The organism is Hyphomonas sp. (genome assembly GCF_041689225.1).
In the GTDB taxonomy this organism is placed as follows: domain Bacteria; phylum Pseudomonadota; class Alphaproteobacteria; order Caulobacterales; family Hyphomonadaceae; genus Hyphomonas.
This window is the reverse complement of record NZ_JBDNGN010000070.1, coordinates 1-17,879: the sequence shown is the minus strand read 5'-3', so window position 1 is coordinate 17,879 and position 17,879 is coordinate 1. Positions and strand designations below refer to the sequence as shown.

Annotated in this window: 31 protein-coding genes; 2 read left to right on the top strand and 29 right to left on the bottom strand. The window is 60.0% G+C overall.

The genetic code is table 11. The annotated features are described in order from the left end of the window. A partial coding sequence (locus tag ACESNB_RS06460; protein ID WP_373005502.1) for a retropepsin-like aspartic protease occupies positions 1-920 on the top strand: 920 nt, incomplete at its 5' end. A gap of 73 nt (positions 921-993) precedes the next feature. Here the strand turns inward: ACESNB_RS06460 and ACESNB_RS06455 are convergent. The 29 genes from ACESNB_RS06455 to rpsJ all read right to left on the bottom strand — a co-directional run bounded on the left by ACESNB_RS06455 (position 994) and on the right by rpsJ (position 16,335). Then, entirely contained in the window at positions 994-1,452 is a 459-nt protein-coding gene (locus ACESNB_RS06455) for a hypothetical protein (RefSeq protein ID WP_373005500.1), read from the bottom strand. Beyond that, the gene (locus ACESNB_RS06450) at positions 1,442-1,909 is read right to left on the bottom strand and encodes a hypothetical protein (protein ID WP_373005498.1); all 468 of its coding nucleotides are present in this window, start codon (positions 1,907-1,909) and stop codon (positions 1,442-1,444) included. Before ACESNB_RS06450 ends, ACESNB_RS06455 begins: the two co-directional genes overlap by 11 nt. Positions 1,910-2,361: 452 nt before the next feature. Then, complete coding sequence (gene rplQ, locus ACESNB_RS06445) at positions 2,362-2,784, bottom strand: 50S ribosomal protein L17 (protein WP_373005496.1); 423 nt, start codon at positions 2,782-2,784, stop codon at positions 2,362-2,364. 51 nt (positions 2,785-2,835) lie between these two features. Then, on the bottom strand, positions 2,836-3,879 hold the full coding sequence (locus tag ACESNB_RS06440) for a DNA-directed RNA polymerase subunit alpha (protein WP_373005494.1): 1,044 nt from the start codon (positions 3,877-3,879) through the stop codon (positions 2,836-2,838). 58 nt (positions 3,880-3,937) lie between these two features. Continuing rightward, the gene (gene rpsK, locus ACESNB_RS06435; RefSeq protein WP_340692205.1) at positions 3,938-4,330 is read right to left on the bottom strand and encodes a 30S ribosomal protein S11; all 393 of its coding nucleotides are present in this window, start codon (positions 4,328-4,330) and stop codon (positions 3,938-3,940) included. A 12-nt stretch (positions 4,331-4,342) separates the two neighbouring features. Beyond that, positions 4,343-4,711 (bottom strand): 30S ribosomal protein S13, encoded by a 369-nt coding sequence (gene rpsM, locus ACESNB_RS06430; protein WP_373005491.1) that lies wholly within the window; start codon positions 4,709-4,711, stop codon positions 4,343-4,345. 146 nt (positions 4,712-4,857) lie between these two features. Then, the gene (locus ACESNB_RS06425; protein WP_373005489.1) at positions 4,858-5,427 is read right to left on the bottom strand and encodes an adenylate kinase; all 570 of its coding nucleotides are present in this window, start codon (positions 5,425-5,427) and stop codon (positions 4,858-4,860) included. After that, a complete protein-coding gene (secY, locus tag ACESNB_RS06420; RefSeq protein WP_373005487.1) occupies positions 5,424-6,770 on the bottom strand; it encodes a preprotein translocase subunit SecY in 1,347 nt (448 codons plus the stop codon). Before secY ends, ACESNB_RS06425 begins: the two co-directional genes overlap by 4 nt. An 89-nt stretch (positions 6,771-6,859) precedes the next feature. Further along, positions 6,860-7,339: a 50S ribosomal protein L15 gene (gene rplO, locus ACESNB_RS06415; RefSeq protein ID WP_373005485.1), complete on the bottom strand. Its 480-nt coding sequence runs from the start codon at positions 7,337-7,339 to the stop codon at positions 6,860-6,862. 57 nt (positions 7,340-7,396) lie between these two features. Next, positions 7,397-7,582 (bottom strand): 50S ribosomal protein L30, encoded by a 186-nt coding sequence (gene rpmD, locus ACESNB_RS06410; protein ID WP_373005483.1) that lies wholly within the window; start codon positions 7,580-7,582, stop codon positions 7,397-7,399. Positions 7,583-7,595: 13 nt separating this feature from the next. Then, positions 7,596-8,174, bottom strand: a complete 579-nt coding sequence (rpsE, locus tag ACESNB_RS06405) for a 30S ribosomal protein S5 (protein WP_373005481.1) — start codon at positions 8,172-8,174, stop codon at positions 7,596-7,598. An 11-nt stretch (positions 8,175-8,185) separates the two neighbouring features. Next, entirely contained in the window at positions 8,186-8,548 is a 363-nt protein-coding gene (rplR, locus tag ACESNB_RS06400; protein WP_373005479.1) for a 50S ribosomal protein L18, read from the bottom strand. Between the two features lie 4 nt (positions 8,549-8,552). Further along, complete coding sequence (gene rplF, locus ACESNB_RS06395) at positions 8,553-9,164, bottom strand: 50S ribosomal protein L6 (RefSeq protein ID WP_373005477.1); 612 nt, start codon at positions 9,162-9,164, stop codon at positions 8,553-8,555. A gap of 10 nt (positions 9,165-9,174) precedes the next feature. Continuing rightward, positions 9,175-9,570, bottom strand: a complete 396-nt coding sequence (rpsH, locus tag ACESNB_RS06390) for a 30S ribosomal protein S8 (RefSeq protein WP_373005475.1) — start codon at positions 9,568-9,570, stop codon at positions 9,175-9,177. 14 nt (positions 9,571-9,584) lie between these two features. Continuing rightward, complete coding sequence (rpsN, locus tag ACESNB_RS06385; protein WP_373005473.1) at positions 9,585-9,890, bottom strand: 30S ribosomal protein S14; 306 nt, start codon at positions 9,888-9,890, stop codon at positions 9,585-9,587. A 19-nt stretch (positions 9,891-9,909) separates the two neighbouring features. After that, positions 9,910-10,464 (bottom strand): 50S ribosomal protein L5, encoded by a 555-nt coding sequence (gene rplE, locus ACESNB_RS06380; protein ID WP_373005471.1) that lies wholly within the window; start codon positions 10,462-10,464, stop codon positions 9,910-9,912. Continuing rightward, positions 10,457-10,774, bottom strand: coding sequence for a 50S ribosomal protein L24 (rplX, locus tag ACESNB_RS06375; RefSeq protein ID WP_373005469.1), 318 nt, complete (start codon positions 10,772-10,774; stop codon positions 10,457-10,459). Before rplX ends, rplE begins: the two co-directional genes overlap by 8 nt. Positions 10,775-10,776: 2 nt before the next feature. Then, complete coding sequence (gene rplN / locus ACESNB_RS06370; protein ID WP_034738431.1) at positions 10,777-11,145, bottom strand: 50S ribosomal protein L14; 369 nt, start codon at positions 11,143-11,145, stop codon at positions 10,777-10,779. Then, a complete protein-coding gene (gene rpsQ, locus ACESNB_RS06365) occupies positions 11,142-11,387 on the bottom strand; it encodes a 30S ribosomal protein S17 (RefSeq protein ID WP_373005467.1) in 246 nt (81 codons plus the stop codon). The genes rplN and rpsQ overlap by 4 nt, the downstream gene beginning before the upstream one ends. Before the next feature lie 10 nt (positions 11,388-11,397). Further along, on the bottom strand, positions 11,398-11,598 hold the full coding sequence (gene rpmC, locus ACESNB_RS06360; protein ID WP_373005465.1) for a 50S ribosomal protein L29: 201 nt from the start codon (positions 11,596-11,598) through the stop codon (positions 11,398-11,400). 2 nt (positions 11,599-11,600) lie between these two features. Beyond that, on the bottom strand, positions 11,601-12,017 hold the full coding sequence (rplP, locus tag ACESNB_RS06355) for a 50S ribosomal protein L16 (RefSeq protein ID WP_373005463.1): 417 nt from the start codon (positions 12,015-12,017) through the stop codon (positions 11,601-11,603). Between the two features lie 3 nt (positions 12,018-12,020). Next, positions 12,021-12,758, bottom strand: a complete 738-nt coding sequence (gene rpsC, locus ACESNB_RS06350) for a 30S ribosomal protein S3 (RefSeq protein ID WP_373005461.1) — start codon at positions 12,756-12,758, stop codon at positions 12,021-12,023. Further along, positions 12,758-13,147 (bottom strand): 50S ribosomal protein L22, encoded by a 390-nt coding sequence (gene rplV / locus ACESNB_RS06345; RefSeq protein ID WP_373005459.1) that lies wholly within the window; start codon positions 13,145-13,147, stop codon positions 12,758-12,760. The genes rpsC and rplV overlap by 1 nt, the downstream gene beginning before the upstream one ends. A gap of 2 nt (positions 13,148-13,149) precedes the next feature. Beyond that, positions 13,150-13,428 carry a 30S ribosomal protein S19 gene (gene rpsS / locus ACESNB_RS06340; RefSeq protein ID WP_373005457.1) on the bottom strand — a complete coding sequence of 93 codons (279 nt, stop codon included), beginning with the start codon at positions 13,426-13,428 and terminating at the stop codon, positions 13,150-13,152. 14 nt (positions 13,429-13,442) lie between these two features. Continuing rightward, positions 13,443-14,273, bottom strand: coding sequence for a 50S ribosomal protein L2 (gene rplB, locus ACESNB_RS06335; RefSeq protein WP_373005455.1), 831 nt, complete (start codon positions 14,271-14,273; stop codon positions 13,443-13,445). Between the two features lie 16 nt (positions 14,274-14,289). Continuing rightward, positions 14,290-14,589 (bottom strand): 50S ribosomal protein L23, encoded by a 300-nt coding sequence (locus tag ACESNB_RS06330; protein WP_373005453.1) that lies wholly within the window; start codon positions 14,587-14,589, stop codon positions 14,290-14,292. 2 nt (positions 14,590-14,591) lie between these two features. Beyond that, positions 14,592-15,254: a 50S ribosomal protein L4 gene (rplD, locus tag ACESNB_RS06325; protein WP_373005451.1), complete on the bottom strand. Its 663-nt coding sequence runs from the start codon at positions 15,252-15,254 to the stop codon at positions 14,592-14,594. After that, positions 15,254-16,015 (bottom strand): 50S ribosomal protein L3, encoded by a 762-nt coding sequence (rplC, locus tag ACESNB_RS06320; RefSeq protein WP_373005449.1) that lies wholly within the window; start codon positions 16,013-16,015, stop codon positions 15,254-15,256. Before rplC ends, rplD begins: the two co-directional genes overlap by 1 nt. Beyond that, a complete protein-coding gene (rpsJ, locus tag ACESNB_RS06315; protein ID WP_035619473.1) occupies positions 16,015-16,335 on the bottom strand; it encodes a 30S ribosomal protein S10 in 321 nt (106 codons plus the stop codon). Before rpsJ ends, rplC begins: the two co-directional genes overlap by 1 nt. Positions 16,336-16,953: 618 nt before the next feature. Between rpsJ and ACESNB_RS06310 the strand changes: the two genes are divergently transcribed. Beyond that, positions 16,954-17,879 (top strand): MFS transporter (locus tag ACESNB_RS06310; protein ID WP_373005447.1); only part of this gene is annotated, 926 nt, incomplete at its 3' end.

The window sequence follows — 17,879 nt, the reverse complement described above, 5'->3', positions numbered from 1 at the left end:
CGCTGGCCATGCTGGTTCTGGCCGCCGCCTTTCCCACCGCAGCCACGGAGCGGCAGGTCATCCCCTTTGACATGACCCCTTCGTGCCACATGGTCGTCCCGCTCAGGATCAATGGTTCAGCCGAGGCTGTCGGCGTGATCGACACGGCGGCCACCTATGCCATGATTGATAGCGCGACCGCCTCCGCAGCCGGTGTGCCGCCCCCAGATGAACTCTCCGTTAATGTCCTCGGACTGGAGGGGCCACAGATATTTCCGGTGGTTCACGTCGACAGCCTTTGGGTCGGCAATACGCTTATTGAGGCGTTTCCCGCCGCCCTGAGTCGGCGAATTGCTGTCGTCGGGATCCACAATGTCGTGCCGCTGACTGCGCTCGAAGGTGACGTTGTCGACTTCGACTTCGATGAGGGCCGCGTCCTCGTTTACGATGGCAGCCCTGACAGGAGCACCGGGCTATCTTCCAGCCGAATGAGGATGCACTTCCGGCAGGGACTCTGGTTCGCCGAGGTGAAACTGAACGGTGTCAAAGGCCTGGCCCTGATCGATACCGGGTCCAACATTTCTTATGTGAACAGTCGGTTCGCTGAAGCGGCAGGCGCCAGGCCGAATGACGAGAAAACCCAGACGATCCGCGGCATAACCGGCGGCAACGTCGCGATCCGGGTTGCGACAGCCCGAAAGTTCACGTTAGGCAACCACCGCGTCACCGGCCCCGATCTCATCGTCGCCGATCCGGCCCTGTTTGTGCAACTCGGCATGGCCGACGAACCCGCGATGGTTCTCGGTCTCGACTATCTCTCGATTTTCCGGGTCCAGCTCGACCGGCCAAGGGGTTATCTCGTCCTGGGCATTGCCGGATCACGCAGTGGCATGGGAGGCGTCCAGCTGAATGCCACCGGCACGCATATCCGGACGGACTGATTTCAAGAATCGGATTGCATCGCGGACAAAAAGCCCCTGCTCCGTCGGGAGAAGGGGCTTTCCGTCAGACGCCTCAATCCCACAGCGATCCCAGCGCCAGCCGGGCACACCATGTCTCACGCGCGCCCACATAGGCCGGACCGCAATCGTCGCACGCATGCTCGTGCAGGCGACGGGCCAGGACCCAGGTGGACTCGCCGGTAAGCACGCCCGCCATTCCGAGGACGGACACGATGCGGCGAAGCGCATCCTGCGAAACATCCTCGTTCTGGCGGCCTTTCGCCTCGGCGAGACGCCAGCCTGCCGGATCCCGCCTCAGGGCCACGGCCGCCATCTCGCTGCCCTCGCGGACAGTAAAAACGGCCATGCGCCCGGCAGAAAGATCGCCGGTGAAATCCCGCAGGCAGTTGCGGAACTCCAGCGCAACGCTGACCAGCGCCTTGCGGTCGGCGGCAGGTACGAACCCCTCCGGCAAGCGCGGCACAGGCAGGATGTGCCCGAACCGAACCGGCTGAAGTGCTTCAGCGGCCATATCGAACAGGGCAGACGCATTGCCGGCCCGGTTCCATGGCCGCCGCCTCCCCCGCACCATGAATGCGCCGGGCGAGATGGAACGCCACCACCAGTTCCTCAACCGCCACGGCCCGCCCCGGGAGGTGAGCAATGATACCGGACCGGCGCAGCGCCTCCGGCAACGCCCCGATCAGAGCGAGCCGATCAGCGGCGATGACCTTCATGTGACGCAACACGCGGCCCGCCTCCGGCTCGGCAAAAAGGGCGAGGAACCGGGCATAGTCGCCCGCCTCCCAAAGCACTTCACCAAGGCGCCCGAGCGCCTTCACCAGGCCGCCGGACACCTCACCGTTCACCAGCAGGCGTGCAAGATCACAGTCACGGCCCCGCTCCACGGCACGGACAATCTCCGTACTGCGAAGGCCTGATGCACTTACCAGAAGGATCGCAGCAGCGTGGCGCGGGGCCGTCGGCAAGGTCAGGAACCCGCTGCGATGAGATCGGCATGCGGCCCTGCCAGGAAGCCGAGCAGCGGCGTCTGAACTGCATGTCCTTTCGGACGCATATGCAGCAGGGTCATGGTCATGGGCATACCCATGATCCACCTCCTTTCAAATCGCGTTCGCTGAAACAAGGCTTCAGCGGCGGCAGACTCAAATTTTCAATACGAGGTCAGGCATTCACCGGCCAAAGCGCGGGGGACGCTGACGGCGCTCCCCGCAATTGCGAGGAGCGGGTCGTATTTGTACAACTCAGCTTCATCTCAGGTCTCTTCCGGTTGGGCCGGCAGGTCATCCTTGTCAGGACAGCCCGGCAGCGAGGGACGGCGTATAACGCCGCCAATGGTCAACTGTCAACTTCGTCGCGAAAGAAAAACCCCCGGACGTTTCCGCCCGGGGGTTTTTGAATTCTAGCATGTCGCAGAGGACTATTCGTCCATTGCGTCCATTTCGGCCTGGTGACGGGCCTTGTCGGCGGCGCCCTTGGCGCTCTCGTCACGGTCGACCAGTTCGAGCACTGCAACCGGCGCGTTGTCACCCGGACGGTTGCCGGCTTTCATCACGCGCGTGTAGCCGCCATTGCGGTCCTTGTAACGGTCGCCCATTACCTCGAATAGCTTGCGGACAGCGTCTTCGTCGCGGACTTTCGCGATGGCCTGACGGCGTGCTGCAAGGTCACCCTTCTTGGCAAGCGTGATCAGCTTATCCATGAGTGGCGCCATTTCCTTCGCTTTCGGAAGGGTCGTCATGATCTGCTCGTGCGTGATCAGGCTTGCAGCCATGTTCGCGAACATCGCCTTGCGGTGCGAGCTTGTCTTGTTCAGTTTGCGATGGGCTAGTCCGTGGCGCATTGTCGTGTCCTCTGGAGGGGATCAGGCCCCCGTAATCAGATTGATCGGGTCCTATAGGTGGTCGTCGTATTTCTTGGCAAGGCCTTCGATGTCTTCAGGCGGCCAGTCCGGCACTTCCATGCCGAGATGCAGGCCCATGCCAGCGAGGACTTCCTTGATCTCGTTCAGCGACTTGCGGCCGAAGTTCGGCGTACGCAGCATCTCTGCTTCGGATTTCTGGATGAGGTCGCCGATATAGACGATATTGTCGTTCTTCAGGCAGTTCGCCGAACGCACGGACAGTTCCAACTCGTCGACCTTCTTGAGGAGGACGGGATTGAAGCCGAGGTCGGTTTCTTCTGCAGCCTGGCCCACTTCGAGGGTTGGCTCCTCGAAATTGATGAACAGCTGGAGTTGGTCCTGAAGGATACGGGCCGCATAGGCGACCGAATCTTCCGGCGTGACAGATCCGTCTGTATCGATGTCGAGCGTCAGCTTGTCATAGTCCAGCACGGTGCCTTCGCGCGTGTCTTCAACCAGGTACGCTACGCGGCGGACAGGGCTGTAGATCGCGTCAATCGGAATGTAGCCGATCGGGGCATCTTCAGGACGGTGCGCATCGGCAGGCACATAGCCCTTGCCGGTGGCGACAGTGAATTCCATGCGAACTTCCGCGCCATCGTCCAGCGTACAGATGACGAGGTCGGGGTTCAGGATCTTGCTGTCAGCTGGCGTTTCGATCTGGCCGGCTTTGACTTCGCCCGGACCTTTCGCCTTCAGCACCATGCGCTTGGGCGTATCGGATTCCATGAAGATAGCGACCTGCTTCAGGTTCAGCACGATCGTCGTAACGTCTTCGCGGACGCCCGAGATCGCAGAGAACTCGTGAACCACGCCGTCGATCTGCACGCCAATGATGGCCGCGCCCTGAAGCGACGACAGCAGCACGCGGCGCAGCGCGTTGCCGAGCGTCGTGCCGTAGCCGCGCTCAAGCGGCTCGATGACCAGCTTTGCTTTCCGCTTGGTGTCGTATCCAGCCTGAACCACAGGACGGTTCGGACGGATCAGTTCTTTCCAGTTGCGGTCGTTGACGGAGATAAGTTCTTTGTCAGCCATGGGCGACTTTCCTTGAAAGCGGCAAGCGGCGCAAAGTGCGCCGCAGGAAATGGTTTAGTTAGACGCGGCGGCGCTTCGGCGGGCGGCACCCATTGTGCGGGATCGGCGTCGTGTCATTGATCGACGTCACCGTCAGGCCGACAGCCTGAAGCGCACGCAGGGCGCTCTCACGACCCGAACCTGGTCCGCGCACATTCACTTCAACCGTCTGCAGGCCATGCTCCTGGGCTTTCTTCGCAGCGTCTTCAGCAGCCATCTGCGCAGCATAAGGCGTCGACTTGCGCGAGCCCTTGAAGCCCACGACACCCGAAGACGACCAGGAAATCGCGTTTCCCTGTGCGTCGGTGATCGTGACCATCGTGTTGTTGAAGCTCGAGTTCACATGAACAATACCAGTGGTAATGTTCTTGCGCTCTCTGCGGCGGACTCGTGTGGTTGTATCGCGGGCCATGTCGGTCTGATCCTATTTCTTCTTGCCGGCGATCGGCTTCGCCGGGCCCTTGCGGGTACGGGCATTTGTATGGGTGCGCTGACCGCGGACAGGCAGCTTGCGACGATGGCGCAGGCCGCGATAGCAACCCAGGTCCATCAGGCGCTTGATGTTCATCGACGTGTCGCGGCGAAGGTCGCCTTCGACCATGTAGCCACCGTCGATCGCTTCGCGAATGCCAATGACTTCGGCGTCAGACAGTTCCGCAACGCGGCGTGCAGGCGCGATGCCCACTTTTTCAATGATTTCGCGTGCCATGGCCGGACCAATGCCGTGAATATAACGTAGCGCGATTTCAACGCGCTTGTTGGTCGGGATGTTAACGCCTGCAATACGGGCCAAAGCCGTTACTCCTGAAGCGACTGTTTCAAACATAAAGAGCGCAAGGGGGCGGATCCCGCCCCGTCGCGCACTGGCGATTAAGCCTTAAGCTAAGAGATGAGGCTTATAGCCCCGCAAATCCCCGCGTCAACAGCGGAATCCCAGCTTTAGGCCGTCTGTTTCAGGGCCGTGTCAATTTCGGACGCGACCGTGTCAATTTCACCCATTCCGTCGATCTCGACCAGCACGCCGCGTTCGGCGTAGATCGGCAGCAAGGGCGCTGTATCTTCATAGTATTTTTCAAGTCGGCGCGAGAAAGTTTCCGGATTGTCGTCTTTCCGGCCCTGCTCCTCGAACCGCTTGGTCACGCGGGTCAGCAGCTTGTCATCGTCGACCAGCATGCGGATCACGAGGTCCACGGCACTGCCGCGTGAGTCGAGCAGCGTATCCAGCGCCTCGGCCTGGCCGACCGTGCGTGGAAACCCGTCGAAAATGAAGCCCGGCGCTCCGGCCTGTACTTCCAGCTGCTCATCGATCAGCGCGATCACGATCTCGTCCGACACGAGGCCGCCATCATCCATGATCTGGGCCACGCGCTCGCCAAGCTCTGAGCCTGATGCCCGCGCAGCGCGCAACATGTCGCCGGTGGAAAGCTGGACGAATCCGCGCTCCTCCACGAGACGTTTCGCTTGTGTACCCTTTCCGGCCGCAGGCGGCCCGAACAGTATCAAATTCATTTCTTGCGGCCCCCGAGCTTCGACTTCTTGATCATGCCTTCATACTGGTGCGCGATCAAATGCGACTGAATCTGCGTAACCGTATCCATTGTTACCGAAACCACAATGAGCAGAGATGTTCCACCTATGTAAAACGGGATCTCGGGGAAATAGCGACGCAACAGCTCTGGAAGAATACAGACGAAGACCAGGTAGAGGGCACCGATCGTGGTCAGGCGCGTCAGGACATAGTCGATATACGCCGCTGTGTTGGACCCGGGACGGATGCCGGGAATGAACCCGCCATACTTGCGCAGATTGTCTGCGGTCTCTTCCGGATTGAACATGATCGACGTGTAGAAGAAGCAGAAGAAGGCAATCAGGACAGCCTGCGTGATGATGTAGGTCCACGAGCCCGGCGAGAAGTGAGTCGCCAGGACGCCGAGAATACCGCTGCCGCCGCCATCCGCGACATTGCCACCAAGGAAACCGATTACCGTCATCGGCAGCATCAGCAGGGCCGAGGCGAAGATCGGCGGAATAACGCCGGACGTGTTGATCTTGAGCGGCAGGAAGCTGCGCTGGCCTTGCGCGAACCCTTGGGACTGCTGGCGCTTCGGATACTGGATCAGCAATCGGCGCTGAGAGCGCTCCATGAACACGATGAACATGACGAGCGCGATGACCATGGCCGCGATGGCAATCACGAAGACGATGTTCACGGACGTCGTGCGGGCCTGTGTGATCAGGTTGAAGATCGCGCGCGGTAGTTCGGCCACGATGCCCGCAAAGATGATAAGCGAGATGCCGTTGCCGATGCCACGTGCTGTGATCTGCTCGCCCATCCACATCAGCAGCATGGTGCCGCCGGTCAGCGTCACGACGCCGGTCAGGATGAAGAACCAGGGCGCGATACCCTCGATGCGGACCGCCGACAGGCCGCCCGCAATCGCGAATGACTGAACCAGCGCGAACGCGAGCGTCAGGTAGCGGGTGTACTGGTTGATCTGCTTGCGGCCCGATTCGCCCTCTTTCTTGAGTTTTTCAAGCGTGGGCGAAGCCGACGTCATCATTTGGATGATGATCGACGCCGTGATGTACGGCATCACGTTCAGGGCGAAGACGCCCATACGCTCGACGGCGCCGCCGGCAAACAAGTTCATCGACCCGAGAATGCCGCTGGATTGGCTGGCGAAAAGGCTCGCGTACTGCGATGGGTCGAGGCCGGGAATCGGGATGAACGTGCCTAGCCGGTACAGGACGAGAATCGCCAGCGTGAACAGGATCCGGTTCTGGAGGTCCTTGGCTTTCCCGAAGCTCGCAAAATTGACGTTGCGAGCCATTTGTTCTGCAGCATTCGCCATCGGCCGTTCAGCCTCCCTGAAAAAGCGTTCGCCGCCAAAATCGGCGGCGAAACAGTGTTTGTGAAGGGGTGTCGGAAAAAAACCGCTGATTAAACTTCAGCTGTGTCTTTCGTGGGACCAGTCAACGTGACCGTTCCGCCCGCCTTCTCGATTGCTTCAATGGCCGCTTTCGAGGCGCCGGTCACTGTAATGTTGACCTTTTTGGGAGCGTCGCCCTTGGCGAGCAGGCGCACGCCATCGCCGAGCTTGTTGATCAGGCCCGCTGCCATCAGCGTGTCCTCGGTAACATTCTTGGCGTCGAGCTTGCCCTCTTCGATCGCCTTGCCGAGACGGCCGAGGTTGATCCAGGCGTGCGATTTCGAGTTGCGCGCCGTGAAGCCACGCTTTGGCAGACGCATGTAGATTGGCATCTGGCCGCCTTCGAAGCCGTTCACGGCAACGCCGGAACGAGCCTTCTGGCCCTTGACGCCGCGACCGGCTGTCTTGCCTTTACCCGAGCCGACACCGCGACCAACGCGCATGCGGTTCTTGGTGGAGCCCTCAGCTGGGGACAGATCGTTGAGTTTCATCGCTTTATCTTCCGATAATCTATTCTGAGAGACAGCAGCCAGTTCGCGCAAATCGCGCTACTCGCTGACCACCTCGACCAAGTGGGCCACTTTGCGGATCATACCACGCACCGGCGCAGTATCTTCAAGTTCCTTCGTACGGCCAACCTTGTTCAGGCCAAGCCCCATCAGCGTCTGGCGCTGGCTGGGATCGCGGCCGATCGGGCTGCCCGTTTGACGGACGGTGAGCATTTTCTTCGCCATGTCGCCTGTCCCTCTAGCTTACGGTGTCGGCCATGCCGGCTTCGGATGCACCATCGGTACGACGACCGACAACATCCTGAACCTTGAGGCCGCGCTTGGAAGCGACAGACCGCGGGCTGGCTTGTTCTTTAAGAGCATCAAACGTGGCGCGAACCATGTTGTACGGGTTCGACGAACCGATCGACTTGCCGACAACGTCCTGGACGCCAAGCACTTCCATCACGGCGCGCATCGGACCACCGGCGATAACGCCCGTACCCGGAGGCGCTGCGCGGAGCACAACCTTGCCAGCACCATGGCGGCCCTTGCCGTCATGGTGAAGCGTGCGGCCTTCGCGAAGTGGCACGCGCACCATGTTGCGCTTGGCTTCTTCGGTTGCCTTGCGGATCGCCTCAGGCACTTCGCGGGCTTTGCCCTTGCCGAAGCCTGCGCGGCCCTTCTGGTCACCGACCACGACGAGCGCGGCGAAACCGAAGTTCTTGCCGCCCTTCACCGTCTTGGCGACGCGGTTGATGCCAACCAGCTTGTCGACGATCTCGGAAACTTCTTCCTCACGATCGCGACGGCGGCCTCGTCCTCTTTCTTCAGCCATTTGGCTTCTCCCTAGAATTTGAGGCCGCCCTCACGGGCGGCGTCTGCCAGGGCTTTCACCCGGCCGTGGAACATGTAGCCGCCGCGATCAAACACGACGTCCTCGACACCGGCCTTCTTGGCGCGCTCGGCGAGCGCTTTGCCAACGAGGGCGGCAGCAGCAGAATCAGCGCCAGTCTTAGACTTGCCCAGGACATCCTTTTCCAGGGTCGATGCCGAAGCGAGCGTTACGCCCTTTTCGTCGTCGATAATCTGGGCAGAAATGTTCTTGTGGCTGCGCGCAACCGACAGGCGCGGGCGCCCTTCGGCGACCTTGCGGAGCTTTGTGCGGACCCGCTGAGCGCGGCGCTGCAATTTTTCGCGTGAACTTTTCATTGGCTTACTTCTTCTTGCCTTCCTTGCGGCGGACATATTCGCCAACGTACCGGATACCCTTGCCTTTATAAGGCTCAGGCGGACGATACTTACGGATTTCAGCGGCGACCTGACCAACGGATTGCTTGTCAGCACCAGTGATAACGACTTCGGTCGGCTTCGACGAGGCGAGCGAGATGCCTTGCGGCGCCTTGTAGATCACATCGTGCGAGAAGCCGAGGGCCAGCTTCAGGTCACTGCCCTGCATCTGCGCGCGGTAACCCACGCCGACCAGTTCGAGCGACTTGGTGAAGCCTTCCGAAACACCCTGTACCATGTTGGCGGCGCGCGCGCGAGCGGTGCCCCACTGTGTGCGGGCCGTCGAGTCGAGGGCTTCGGCGAACGTAGGCAAACGACGGCCACGCGACTTTTCAGTCGCGATCTTGTCTTCAGCCGTCTTCACCATGTCGGCGCGTGGCATCAGCGAAAGTTCGTTATTCTCGAACTTCGGTGTGATGACTTCAGCGACGGTGAACGTCATTTCGCCCTTGGGGCCTTTTGCCGTGATCGTCTGGCCATTGACGGAAACCGTCGTGCCATTCGGGACCGGGATTGCAAGTTTTCCAATACGTGACATCAGCGCTCTCCTAGAATACCCGACAGAGCACTTCGCCACCGACATTTTTCGTCCGTGCGGCATTGTCCGACATGACACCCTGCGAAGTCGACAGGATGGAAATGCCAAGGCCATTGCGCACGAGCGGAATGTCAGAGACCGAAGAGTACACGCGGCGACCCGGTTTGGAGATACGCTTGATCTCCGAAATGACCGGTTGGCCTTCGTAATACTTTAGCTCGATTTCGAGGTTCTTGTGGCCGTCTTTTTCCACTTCCGCATAGTCGCGGATGTAACCCTCATTAATGAGGACATCCAGGACGCGGGCGCGGATTTTCGACGCCGGGGTTACAACTTTAGACATGCCGCGCATCTGGGCGTTCCGGATGCGGGTCAGCATGTCGCCGAGGGGATCAGAAAGGTTCATTTAGCTCTTCCTCCCTACCAGCTGGATTTCACGAGACCGGGGATCATGCCCGTAGAACCGAGGTCCCTGAGCGCGATCCGCGACATCTTGAATTTACGATAGTAACCGCGCGGACGCCCGGTAACCTCGCAGCGATTGCGAACACGGCTCGGCGCGGAGTTCCGAGGAAGCTCTGACAATTTGAGACGCGCTTTGAAGCGCTCCTCAAGAGACAGGTTCTCGTCCATCGCGATGGCCTTCAGCTCAGCACGCTTGTCCGCATAGCGGGCAACAAGCTTCTGACGCCGGTTGTTCTTCTCGATTGCGCTCTTCTTTGCCATATCAGCAGATCTCCTGGCGCTAGTTCCGGAACGGGAAGCCACATTCGGCGAGCAGTGCCTTGGCTTCTTCGTTGGTTGAGGCGGTGGTGCAGACAATGATGTCCATACCGCGAATCTCTTCCACCTGATCGTAAGCGATCTCCGGGAAAACGATGTGTTCCTTGAGGCCCATGGCAAAGTTGCCCATGCCGTCAAAGCTCTTGGCGTTCAGACCACGGAAGTCCTTCACGCGCGGAAGCGCAATGTTGGTCAGGCGGTCGAGGAACTCGAACATGCGGTCCCGGCGCAAGGTCACCTTGCAACCGATCAGCATGCCTTCGCGCAGCTTGAAGCCGGCGATGGATTTGCGGGCCACGGTGGCCACTGGCTTCTGGCCCGCGATGCGCTCCAGTTCGGACAGCGCGGCCTTGATCTTCTTGGAATCGGCGACAGCTTCGCCCACACCCATGTTGATCACGACCTTGTCGAGTTTCGGAACCTGCATTGGGTTCGAGTAGCTGAACTGCTCTTGCAGTTTGCCCCGGATCTCATCGCGGTATTTCGTCTTGAGACGGGGTTCGTATGCCTTAGACATCGATGGATTCCCCTGAACGCTTGGCAAACCGCGTCTTGCGGCCATGCTCGTCTGTCTTGAAACCGACGCGGACGGGCTTGCCGTCGCGTGGATCAGCGTGTGCAACATTGGACACGTGGATCGTAGCTTCAAAATTCTTGATGCCACCCGGGTCCATTTGTGTTGGCTTCTGGTGACGCTTCACAACATTCACGCCACGAACAACAACACGGTGTTCGTCAACGAGCACTTTAAGCACCTCGCCTTTCGAACCCTTGTCGCGTCCCGCGAGCACGATGACTGTGTCACCCTTTTTGATCTTCGCAGCCATGACTACAAAACCTCCGGCGCCATATTGGCGATCTTGACCTGGTTCTTGCCGCGAAGTTCACGCGGCACCGGACCAAAAACGCGGGTTCCGATTGGCTCACCATTATTGTTGATGAGAACGGCAGCATTGGAGTCGAACCGGATGGTCGAACCGTCTGCACGATTGATGTCCTTGGCGACGCGAACGACGACGGCCTTGCGGACGTCACCCTTCTTCACGCGGCCGGTCGGGATCGCTTCCTTGATGGACACGACAATGACGTCGCCCACAGAAGCGTAACGGCGACCAGCACCACCCAGCACCTTGATGCACTGGACCCGGCGCGCGCCCGAATTGTCGGCGACCCGGAGGTTACTCTGCATCTGGATCATGCGTCACTCCCTTCGCCGGAAACGAGTTCCCAGCGCTTCAGCTTGGAATGCGGCGGGCATTCCTGGATGGTCACGATCTGGCCTTCGACGGCGGCATTGCCTTCGTCATGGGCGTGATACTTTTTCGAGCGGCGAACGATCTTTTTCATCACCGGGTGGGTGAAGGTACGCTCGACGCGAACGATGGCTGTCTTGTCCTGCTTCGTCGAGACAACGACACCTTCCATAATACGTTTAGGCATGTTCTCTCTCCTAAGCCTTTCCCGCCACGGCCTTTTCGCGAAGGATCGTCTTGACGCGAGCAATGTCGCGACGGACTTCCTTGGCACGGGCAGTTTTTTCAAGCTGGCCGGTGGCCGACTGGAAACGCAGGTTGAACTGTTCTTTTTTTAGCTTGATCAACTCATCCTTGAGCTGGTCGGCACTTTTTGTTCTCACATCAGAGGCTTTCATGATCAGATCCCCTCAATCCGCTTGACGACTTTTGTTTTGATCGGAAGCTTGGCTGCACCAAGGCGCAGGGCTTCGCGTGCAACATCTTCCGGCACACCGTCGATCTCGAACAGGATGCGGCCTGGCGAGACGCGGGCGACCCAACGGTCGACACCGCCCTTGCCCTTGCCCATCCGGACTTCGATCGGCTTTGCCGACACAGGCACATCCGGGAATACGCGGATCCACACTTTGCCCTGACGCTTCATATAGCGCGTGACAGCCCGGCGAGTTGCCTCGATCTGACGCGCTGTAACCCGCTCAGGCTCGAGCGCCTTGAGGCCGAACTCGCCAAACGCCAGCGTGAAGCCGCCCTTGGGCTTGCCATTGATCCGGCCCTTGAAGGCCTTCCTGAATTTGGTTCGCTTCGGTTGACGCATCTCTTACGCTCCCGAGGCTTGCGCACCGGTAGCCGGTCCGCGTTGATTGGTATTGGCCCGGGCACGTGCCTGGCCAGACGCTTCGAGGCGTTTGTCCTGGGCCATTGGATCATGCTCCATGATCTCGCCCTTGTAGACCCAGACCTTGATGCCGATGATGCCATAGGTCGTGAGGGCTTCAGCAGTACCGTAGTCAATGTCGGCGCGCAGCGTGTGCAGCGGCACGGAGCCTTCTGCATACTGCTCGGTCCGTGCGATTTCCGCACCGCCAAGACGACCGGCAACCATGACACGAATGCCCTGGGCGCCGAGACGCATGGCCGACTGGATAGAACGCTTCATTGTGCGGCGAAACGATGCCCGGCGCTCGAGCTGGCGTGCGATGTCATCAGCGATCAGCGTGGCGTCGATTTCCGGCTTGCGGATCTCGACGAGGTTCACGCGGACCTCATCAGTGGTCATCTTGCCGAGTTCCTTGCGCAGGACCTCGATGTCGCCGCCCTTCTTGCCGATCACCAGGCCCGGACGGGCTGTGTGGATCGTGATCAGGCACTTCTTGTGCGGACGCTCGATAATGATTTTCGAAATGCCGGCTTGCTTCAGCTTGGCGCGGATCGCCTTGCGAATGGCAAGGTCCTCATGCAACAGACGGCCGAAATCGGCACTGTCTGCATACCAGCGGCTGTCAGCTGTCCGGTTGATACCGAGACGAAAACCGATCGGATTAACTTTCTGACCCATCAGGCGGCCTCCGCTTCCATGCTTGTGTCACGAAGGACAATGGTAACTTGCGCAAATGGCTTCAGGACACGGGCTGCGCGGCCACGGGCACGGGCCCGGATACGCTTCATCACCATGTTCTTGCCGACGTGGGCTTCAGCAACGACGAGACTGTCGATGTCGAGACCGTGATTGTTCTCTGCATTGGCGATCGCGCTCTGCAGCAGTTTGCGAACATCCTTGGCAGGACGCTTCGGCGAAAACTGAAGCTCGGCGAGCGCACGCTCAACCGGCATTCCGCGAATCTGCTGGGCCAGCAGGTTCAGCTTTTGCGGGCTCGAACGGTACATGCGCAGAACAGCGCGTGACTCGTTTGGAGCCTGCTTCGGAGGATTTTTAGCCTTGCTCATGACTACTTCCGCTTCGCTTTCTTGTCCGCACCGTGACCGTAGAACGTACGGGTCGGAGCAAACTCGCCAAACTTGTGGCCGACCATCTCTTCCGAGACCGTGACCGGGATGAACTTGTTGCCGTTATGGACCTGGAAGTTCAGGCCGATGAAATTAGGCAGGATTGTCGAACGGCGCGACCAGGTCTTGATGACCGAGCGCTTCTCGGAGGCGCGAGCCTCTTCGGCTTTCTTCAGCAGATAGCCGTCAACAAATGGGCCTTTCCAGACAGAACGTGGCATGTCTCGCGGCTCCTCTAGCGTTTCGCGTTACGGCGGCGGATGATCAGACGATCCGTCGCTTTGTTTGAACGGGTCTTTGGACCGCGGGTTTTCTTGCCCCATGGCGTCACTGGGTGACGACCACCGGAACTCTTGCCTTCGCCACCACCGTGCGGGTGGTCGACCGGGTTCATGACCACGCCGCGGACAGACGGGCGCTTGCCCATGTGACGCTTGCGTCCGGCCTTGGACAGGACCTGGTTCATGTTGTCCGGGTTCGAAACGGCGCCGATCGTTGCCAGACAGGTGTCGAGCACCATGCGAAGCTCGCCCGACGTCAGCTTGATCTGGGCATAACCACCGTCACGACCGACCAGTTGGGCATAGGTGCCAGCCGACCGGATCATCTGAGCGCCCTTTTCAGGCTTCAGCTCGATATTGTGGATGATCGTACCGACCGGGATATTCTTGAGCGGCAGCGTGTTGCCCGGCTTGATGTCAGCCGTTTTCGACGTGACCACCGTGTCGCCGACTTCAAGGCGCTGTGGCGCGATGATGTAGGATAGCAGGCCGTCTTCGTACTTGATCAGGGCGATGAACGCCGTGCGGTTCGGATCATATTCCAGCCGCTCGACGACGGCAGGCATGTCCCAGCGCGTGCGCTTGAAGTCGACCTTGCGGTACAGCTTCTTGGCGCCGCCACCGATACGGCGTGCGGTGATACGACCGCGGTTGTTGCGGCCACCCTTCTTGGACAGGCCTTCGGTCAGCGCCTTGACGGGCTTGCCCTTGTGCAGGTCCGAACGGTCGACCAGCACGAGCTGGCGACGGCCGGGGGAAGTTGGGTTGAATGTCTTAAGTGCCATTTTCTACGTCCTTCCCCTACAGACCTGTCGAGATATCGACAGATTGGCCTTCGGCGAGCGTGACAATGGCCTTCTTGACGTCATTGCGACGACCGAGGTGACCTTTGAAACGCTTCGTCTTGCCCTTCTGGAGCAGCGTGTTGACCTTGGTGACCTCAACCTTGAACAGGGCCTCGACGGCCTCCTTGATCGTCTTCTTGTCAGAGTCGATGGACACTTCAAAAACGATCTTGTTCTCTTCGGCGACCAACGTCGATTTCTCGGTGATGATCGGGCGACGGATGACGTCGTAGTGATGTTGCTTCGGATCAGCCATGACTATTCAGCCTCTGCTGCGATTGCGGGTTGAGCCAGCGTGCCGTCGAAGCGGGCCTGAATGCCTTCAGCTGCTTCCTTCGTGATGACGAGCGTCTTGCGGCGCAGGATGTCATACACGTTCAGGCCGGCAACCGGGAGCACATCCACGTTCGGGATATTGCGCGCGGCCTTGGCGAAGTTTTCGTCAACCGTGATGCCCGAGATGATCAGGGCGTTCACGATGCCGAGACCAGCGAAGTGAGCCGCCAGGTCCTTGGTCTTTGCTTCTTTCAGCGTCGCTGCATCGATCACCATGATCGACTGGGCGACCACTTTCGACGACAGCGCGTGAGCGAGCGCCAGCTTGCGGATCTTCTTGGGAAGGTCATGGGCGTGGCTACGAACGCGCGGGCCGTGAGCGACACCACCACCGACAAAGATCGGGGCGTTGCGTGAGCCGTGACGTGCGCCGCCCGAACCTTTCTGGCGGATGAATTTCTTGGTCGTGACCGACACTTCGGACCGGGTCTGGGTCTTGTGCGTGCCAGCCTGGCGCTTGGCCAGTTGCCAGCGGACCGTACGGTGGAGGAGGTCCTTGCGGATATCCTCGATACCGAAGATCGCGTCGTCGAGCGTAATCTTGCCAGCGGCTTTGCCGGCGAGGGTTGTGACTGCGAGTTCCATTATTCAGCACCCTCTGTCTGGGCTGGCGCATCTGCCGACTTGAACGAACCGGCTATCGGCGCGTCCTTCGGCAGGGCTTTTTTCACGGCATCGCGGATTTCCACGAACGAACCGTCATGACCGGAAACGGCGCCCTTCACGAGGATCAGGCCGCGCTCAACATCGGTGCGCACAACCGTCAGGTTCTGGGTAGTGATACGGTCGGTACCGAGGTGGCCGGCCATTTTCTTGTTCTTGAACACGCGGCCCGGATCCTGGTTCATACCAGTCGAACCGTGCGAACGGTGCGAGAGCGACACACCGTGCGTGGCGCGCAGGCCGCCGAAATTCCAGCGCTTCATGGCGCCGGCGAAGCCCTTGCCGATTGCGTTGCTGGACACGTCGACCTTCTGGCCGGGCACGAAATGGTCAGCGAGCACTTCAGCGCCAATTTCCGGCAGGTCGCCAGAGACGCGGAATTCCTTGAGCTTGGCCTTCGGCGCGACGCCGGCTTTCGCGAACTGGCCGCGCAGGGCCTTGTTCGTGCGCTTGGCTTTCTTGTCGGAGGTACCGAGGATGACAGCCTTGTAGCCATCTGTGCGGGTGACTTCGCCGCCCTTCTTCGTGGTGACCTTGCGCTCGTCTTCAGTGCGCAGGCCAACAACCTGGCAGCCGTCAAGCGACAGCACGGTCACCGGAATGTGGCGACCGTCTTCGTCAAAGACGCGCGTCATGCCCAGTTTGCGGGCCAGCACGCCGGAGCGGGGAGCTGGAAGCGCCATTAGCGTGCTCCCTCAAGCTTGATTTCAATGCCAACGCCCGACGACAGGTCGAGCTTCATCAGCGCGTCGACCGTTTGTGGGGTCGGGTCCACGATGTCGAGGATGCGCTTATGAGTGCGAACTTCGAACTGCTCGCGGGATTTCTTGTCGACGTGCGGCGAACGGTTCACGGTGAAACGCTCGATGCGGGTCGGAAGCGGGATAGGCCCCTTCACTTCCGCGCCTGTGCGCTTGGCCGTGTTCACGATCTCTTTCGCCGACATGTCGAGCGCGCGGTGATCGAAGGCTTTGAGCCTGATCCGGATATTCTGTCGTTCCATCGTCTCGTCCGTCCACACAAAACACTTAAGCCCAGGGCGATGGCTCGTCAGCATCGAGCGCCCGGGCGTGGGTAGGTTAAATTGTCAGTTTCGAGGGAGCGTTCGCTAATTAAGCGCGGCCTTCCCGGCGAATTGGTGCTTCTATGGGAAGGACTCGGCTGCGTCAACAGGCGAAACGGGGAATTTGCAGGCGGAACCTGCGGTGGATCGTGAGGCCTGGCGATCCGGCCCGTGAACGCCAAATTGGCCCCCCGCTCCTGAAGCCCGGCGACCAGCCTGCCACCCGCGTGCCGCAACAGGGTATATGCGGCATCACAGCCGATGCGCAACGTGCATTCATGGGCCCATCACCAAACTGTGTCCCGCACACACCGGTTGCACGACCGAATCGAGATTCGCCGCCGCCCTGGCCCACCGCTTCCCGGTCGGGGGTGAAGCATGACGAGAGAATCGCCTGCCGCGCCGGCTTCCCGGCGAAGGTCGAGGCGGCAATTGAGAATACTGGGTATCGCGATGCTCAACCCTTCCCTTGCTCAGGTTTACTCGACGCCAAGTCCGGCCGATTAAGGATGACTCCCGCATCAAGCTGAATACAGTGGCAGCACGATGAACTCTGTAATGGCGCACCGTACATCATTTTCCACCCGGATCGCTTATGGATTTGGCTCTGTGGCCTATGGCGTGAAAGACGCTGGCTTCGGCTATTTCCTGCTTCTCTTTTACGGCACGGTCGTTGGCGTCGAGCCTGGCCTGGTCGGCCTCGCCATTTTCATCGCGCTCGTGGTCGATGCCATCAGTGACCCGGTGGTTGGGTACCTGTCAGACAATTGGCGATCACGATGGGGGCGGCGGCATCCCTTCATGTACGCGGCGGCGATTCCGGTATCGGTCAGCTATTTCCTGCTTTGGAACCCGCCCGAGCTGAGCGACGGCCAGATGTTCTGGTACCTGCTCCTGCTCGCCATCCTGATCCGCACGTTCATCACCTTCTATGAAACACCCAGTTCGTCGCTGATGCCCGAACTCTCGCAGGACTATGACGAACGAACCAAGCTGCAGGCCTGGCGGCTCTACTTCGGCTGGACCGGCGGCAATCTCATGAGCGTTCTCATGTTCGGCGTGCTCCTGGTCGCCACAGACAAATACCCGGTCGGCACACTCAATCGGGACGGCTATGCCACCTATGGCATCATCTCCTCGGTCCTGATTTTCCTCGCCATCATGGTCTCCGCCCTTGGTACGCATTCCCAGATCAAGCACTTTCACGCGCCGCCGCCGCGTCGAAAGATCGGCCTGGGCACCATTTTCAAGGAAGTCTTCGAAACGCTGGGTGACCGGTCCTTCTTCGCCCTGTTCATCGCCACCCTGTTCGGCGCGGTCGCTTCCGGCCTTTCCGCCGCGCTCGCCTTCCTCATGCTGACCTATTTCTGGGGCTTCTCGGGCGGCCAGATATTCCTGTGGACCTTGCTGGTCTTCCTCTCGGCGCTGATCGGCCTGCTCGTCGCGCCGAGGATCGTGAAGCGGTTCGGCAAGAAGCGAGGGGT

Excerpts from the sequence above, each read along its gene's own strand:
- ACESNB_RS06455 (WP_373005500.1), bottom strand. The coding sequence starts at position 1,452 with ATGGCCGCTGAAGCACTTCAGCCGGTTCGGTTCGGGCACATCCTGCCT.
- rplQ (WP_373005496.1), bottom strand. The coding sequence starts at position 2,784 with ATGCGCCACGGACTAGCCCATCGCAAACTGAACAAGACAAGCTCGCAC.
- ACESNB_RS06440 (WP_373005494.1), bottom strand. The coding sequence starts at position 3,879 with ATGGCTGACAAAGAACTTATCTCCGTCAACGACCGCAACTGGAAAGAA.
- rpsK (WP_340692205.1), bottom strand. The coding sequence starts at position 4,330 with ATGGCCCGCGATACAACCACACGAGTCCGCCGCAGAGAGCGCAAGAAC.
- ACESNB_RS06425 (WP_373005489.1), bottom strand. The coding sequence starts at position 5,427 with ATGAATTTGATACTGTTCGGGCCGCCTGCGGCCGGAAAGGGTACACAA.
- secY (WP_373005487.1), bottom strand. The coding sequence starts at position 6,770 with ATGGCGAATGCTGCAGAACAAATGGCTCGCAACGTCAATTTTGCGAGC.
- rplO (WP_373005485.1), bottom strand. The coding sequence starts at position 7,339 with ATGAAACTCAACGATCTGTCCCCAGCTGAGGGCTCCACCAAGAACCGC.
- rpmD (WP_373005483.1), bottom strand. The coding sequence starts at position 7,582 with ATGGCGAAGAAAATGCTCACCGTCCGTCAAACGGGCAGCCCGATCGGC.
- rpsE (WP_373005481.1), bottom strand. The coding sequence starts at position 8,174 with ATGGCTGAAGAAAGAGGACGAGGCCGCCGTCGCGATCGTGAGGAAGAA.
- rplR (WP_373005479.1), bottom strand. The coding sequence starts at position 8,548 with ATGAAAAGTTCACGCGAAAAATTGCAGCGCCGCGCTCAGCGGGTCCGC.
- rplF (WP_373005477.1), bottom strand. The coding sequence starts at position 9,164 with ATGTCACGTATTGGAAAACTTGCAATCCCGGTCCCGAATGGCACGACG.
- rpsH (WP_373005475.1), bottom strand. The coding sequence starts at position 9,570 with ATGAACCTTTCTGATCCCCTCGGCGACATGCTGACCCGCATCCGGAAC.
- rpsN (WP_373005473.1), bottom strand. The coding sequence starts at position 9,890 with ATGGCAAAGAAGAGCGCAATCGAGAAGAACAACCGGCGTCAGAAGCTT.
- rplE (WP_373005471.1), bottom strand. The coding sequence starts at position 10,464 with ATGTCTAAGGCATACGAACCCCGTCTCAAGACGAAATACCGCGATGAG.
- rplX (WP_373005469.1), bottom strand. The coding sequence starts at position 10,774 with ATGGCTGCGAAGATCAAAAAGGGTGACACAGTCATCGTGCTCGCGGGA.
- rplN (WP_034738431.1), bottom strand. The coding sequence starts at position 11,145 with ATGATCCAGATGCAGAGTAACCTCCGGGTCGCCGACAATTCGGGCGCG.
- rpsQ (WP_373005467.1), bottom strand. The coding sequence starts at position 11,387 with ATGCCTAAACGTATTATGGAAGGTGTCGTTGTCTCGACGAAGCAGGAC.
- rpmC (WP_373005465.1), bottom strand. The coding sequence starts at position 11,598 with ATGAAAGCCTCTGATGTGAGAACAAAAAGTGCCGACCAGCTCAAGGAT.
- rplP (WP_373005463.1), bottom strand. The coding sequence starts at position 12,017 with ATGCGTCAACCGAAGCGAACCAAATTCAGGAAGGCCTTCAAGGGCCGG.
- rpsC (WP_373005461.1), bottom strand. The coding sequence starts at position 12,758 with ATGGGTCAGAAAGTTAATCCGATCGGTTTTCGTCTCGGTATCAACCGG.
- rplV (WP_373005459.1), bottom strand. The coding sequence starts at position 13,147 with ATGAGCAAGGCTAAAAATCCTCCGAAGCAGGCTCCAAACGAGTCACGC.
- rpsS (WP_373005457.1), bottom strand. The coding sequence starts at position 13,428 with ATGCCACGTTCTGTCTGGAAAGGCCCATTTGTTGACGGCTATCTGCTG.
- rplB (WP_373005455.1), bottom strand. The coding sequence starts at position 14,273 with ATGGCACTTAAGACATTCAACCCAACTTCCCCCGGCCGTCGCCAGCTC.
- ACESNB_RS06330 (WP_373005453.1), bottom strand. The coding sequence starts at position 14,589 with ATGGCTGATCCGAAGCAACATCACTACGACGTCATCCGTCGCCCGATC.
- rplD (WP_373005451.1), bottom strand. The coding sequence starts at position 15,254 with ATGGAACTCGCAGTCACAACCCTCGCCGGCAAAGCCGCTGGCAAGATT.
- rplC (WP_373005449.1), bottom strand. The coding sequence starts at position 16,015 with ATGGCGCTTCCAGCTCCCCGCTCCGGCGTGCTGGCCCGCAAACTGGGC.
- rpsJ (WP_035619473.1), bottom strand. The coding sequence starts at position 16,335 with ATGGAACGACAGAATATCCGGATCAGGCTCAAAGCCTTCGATCACCGC.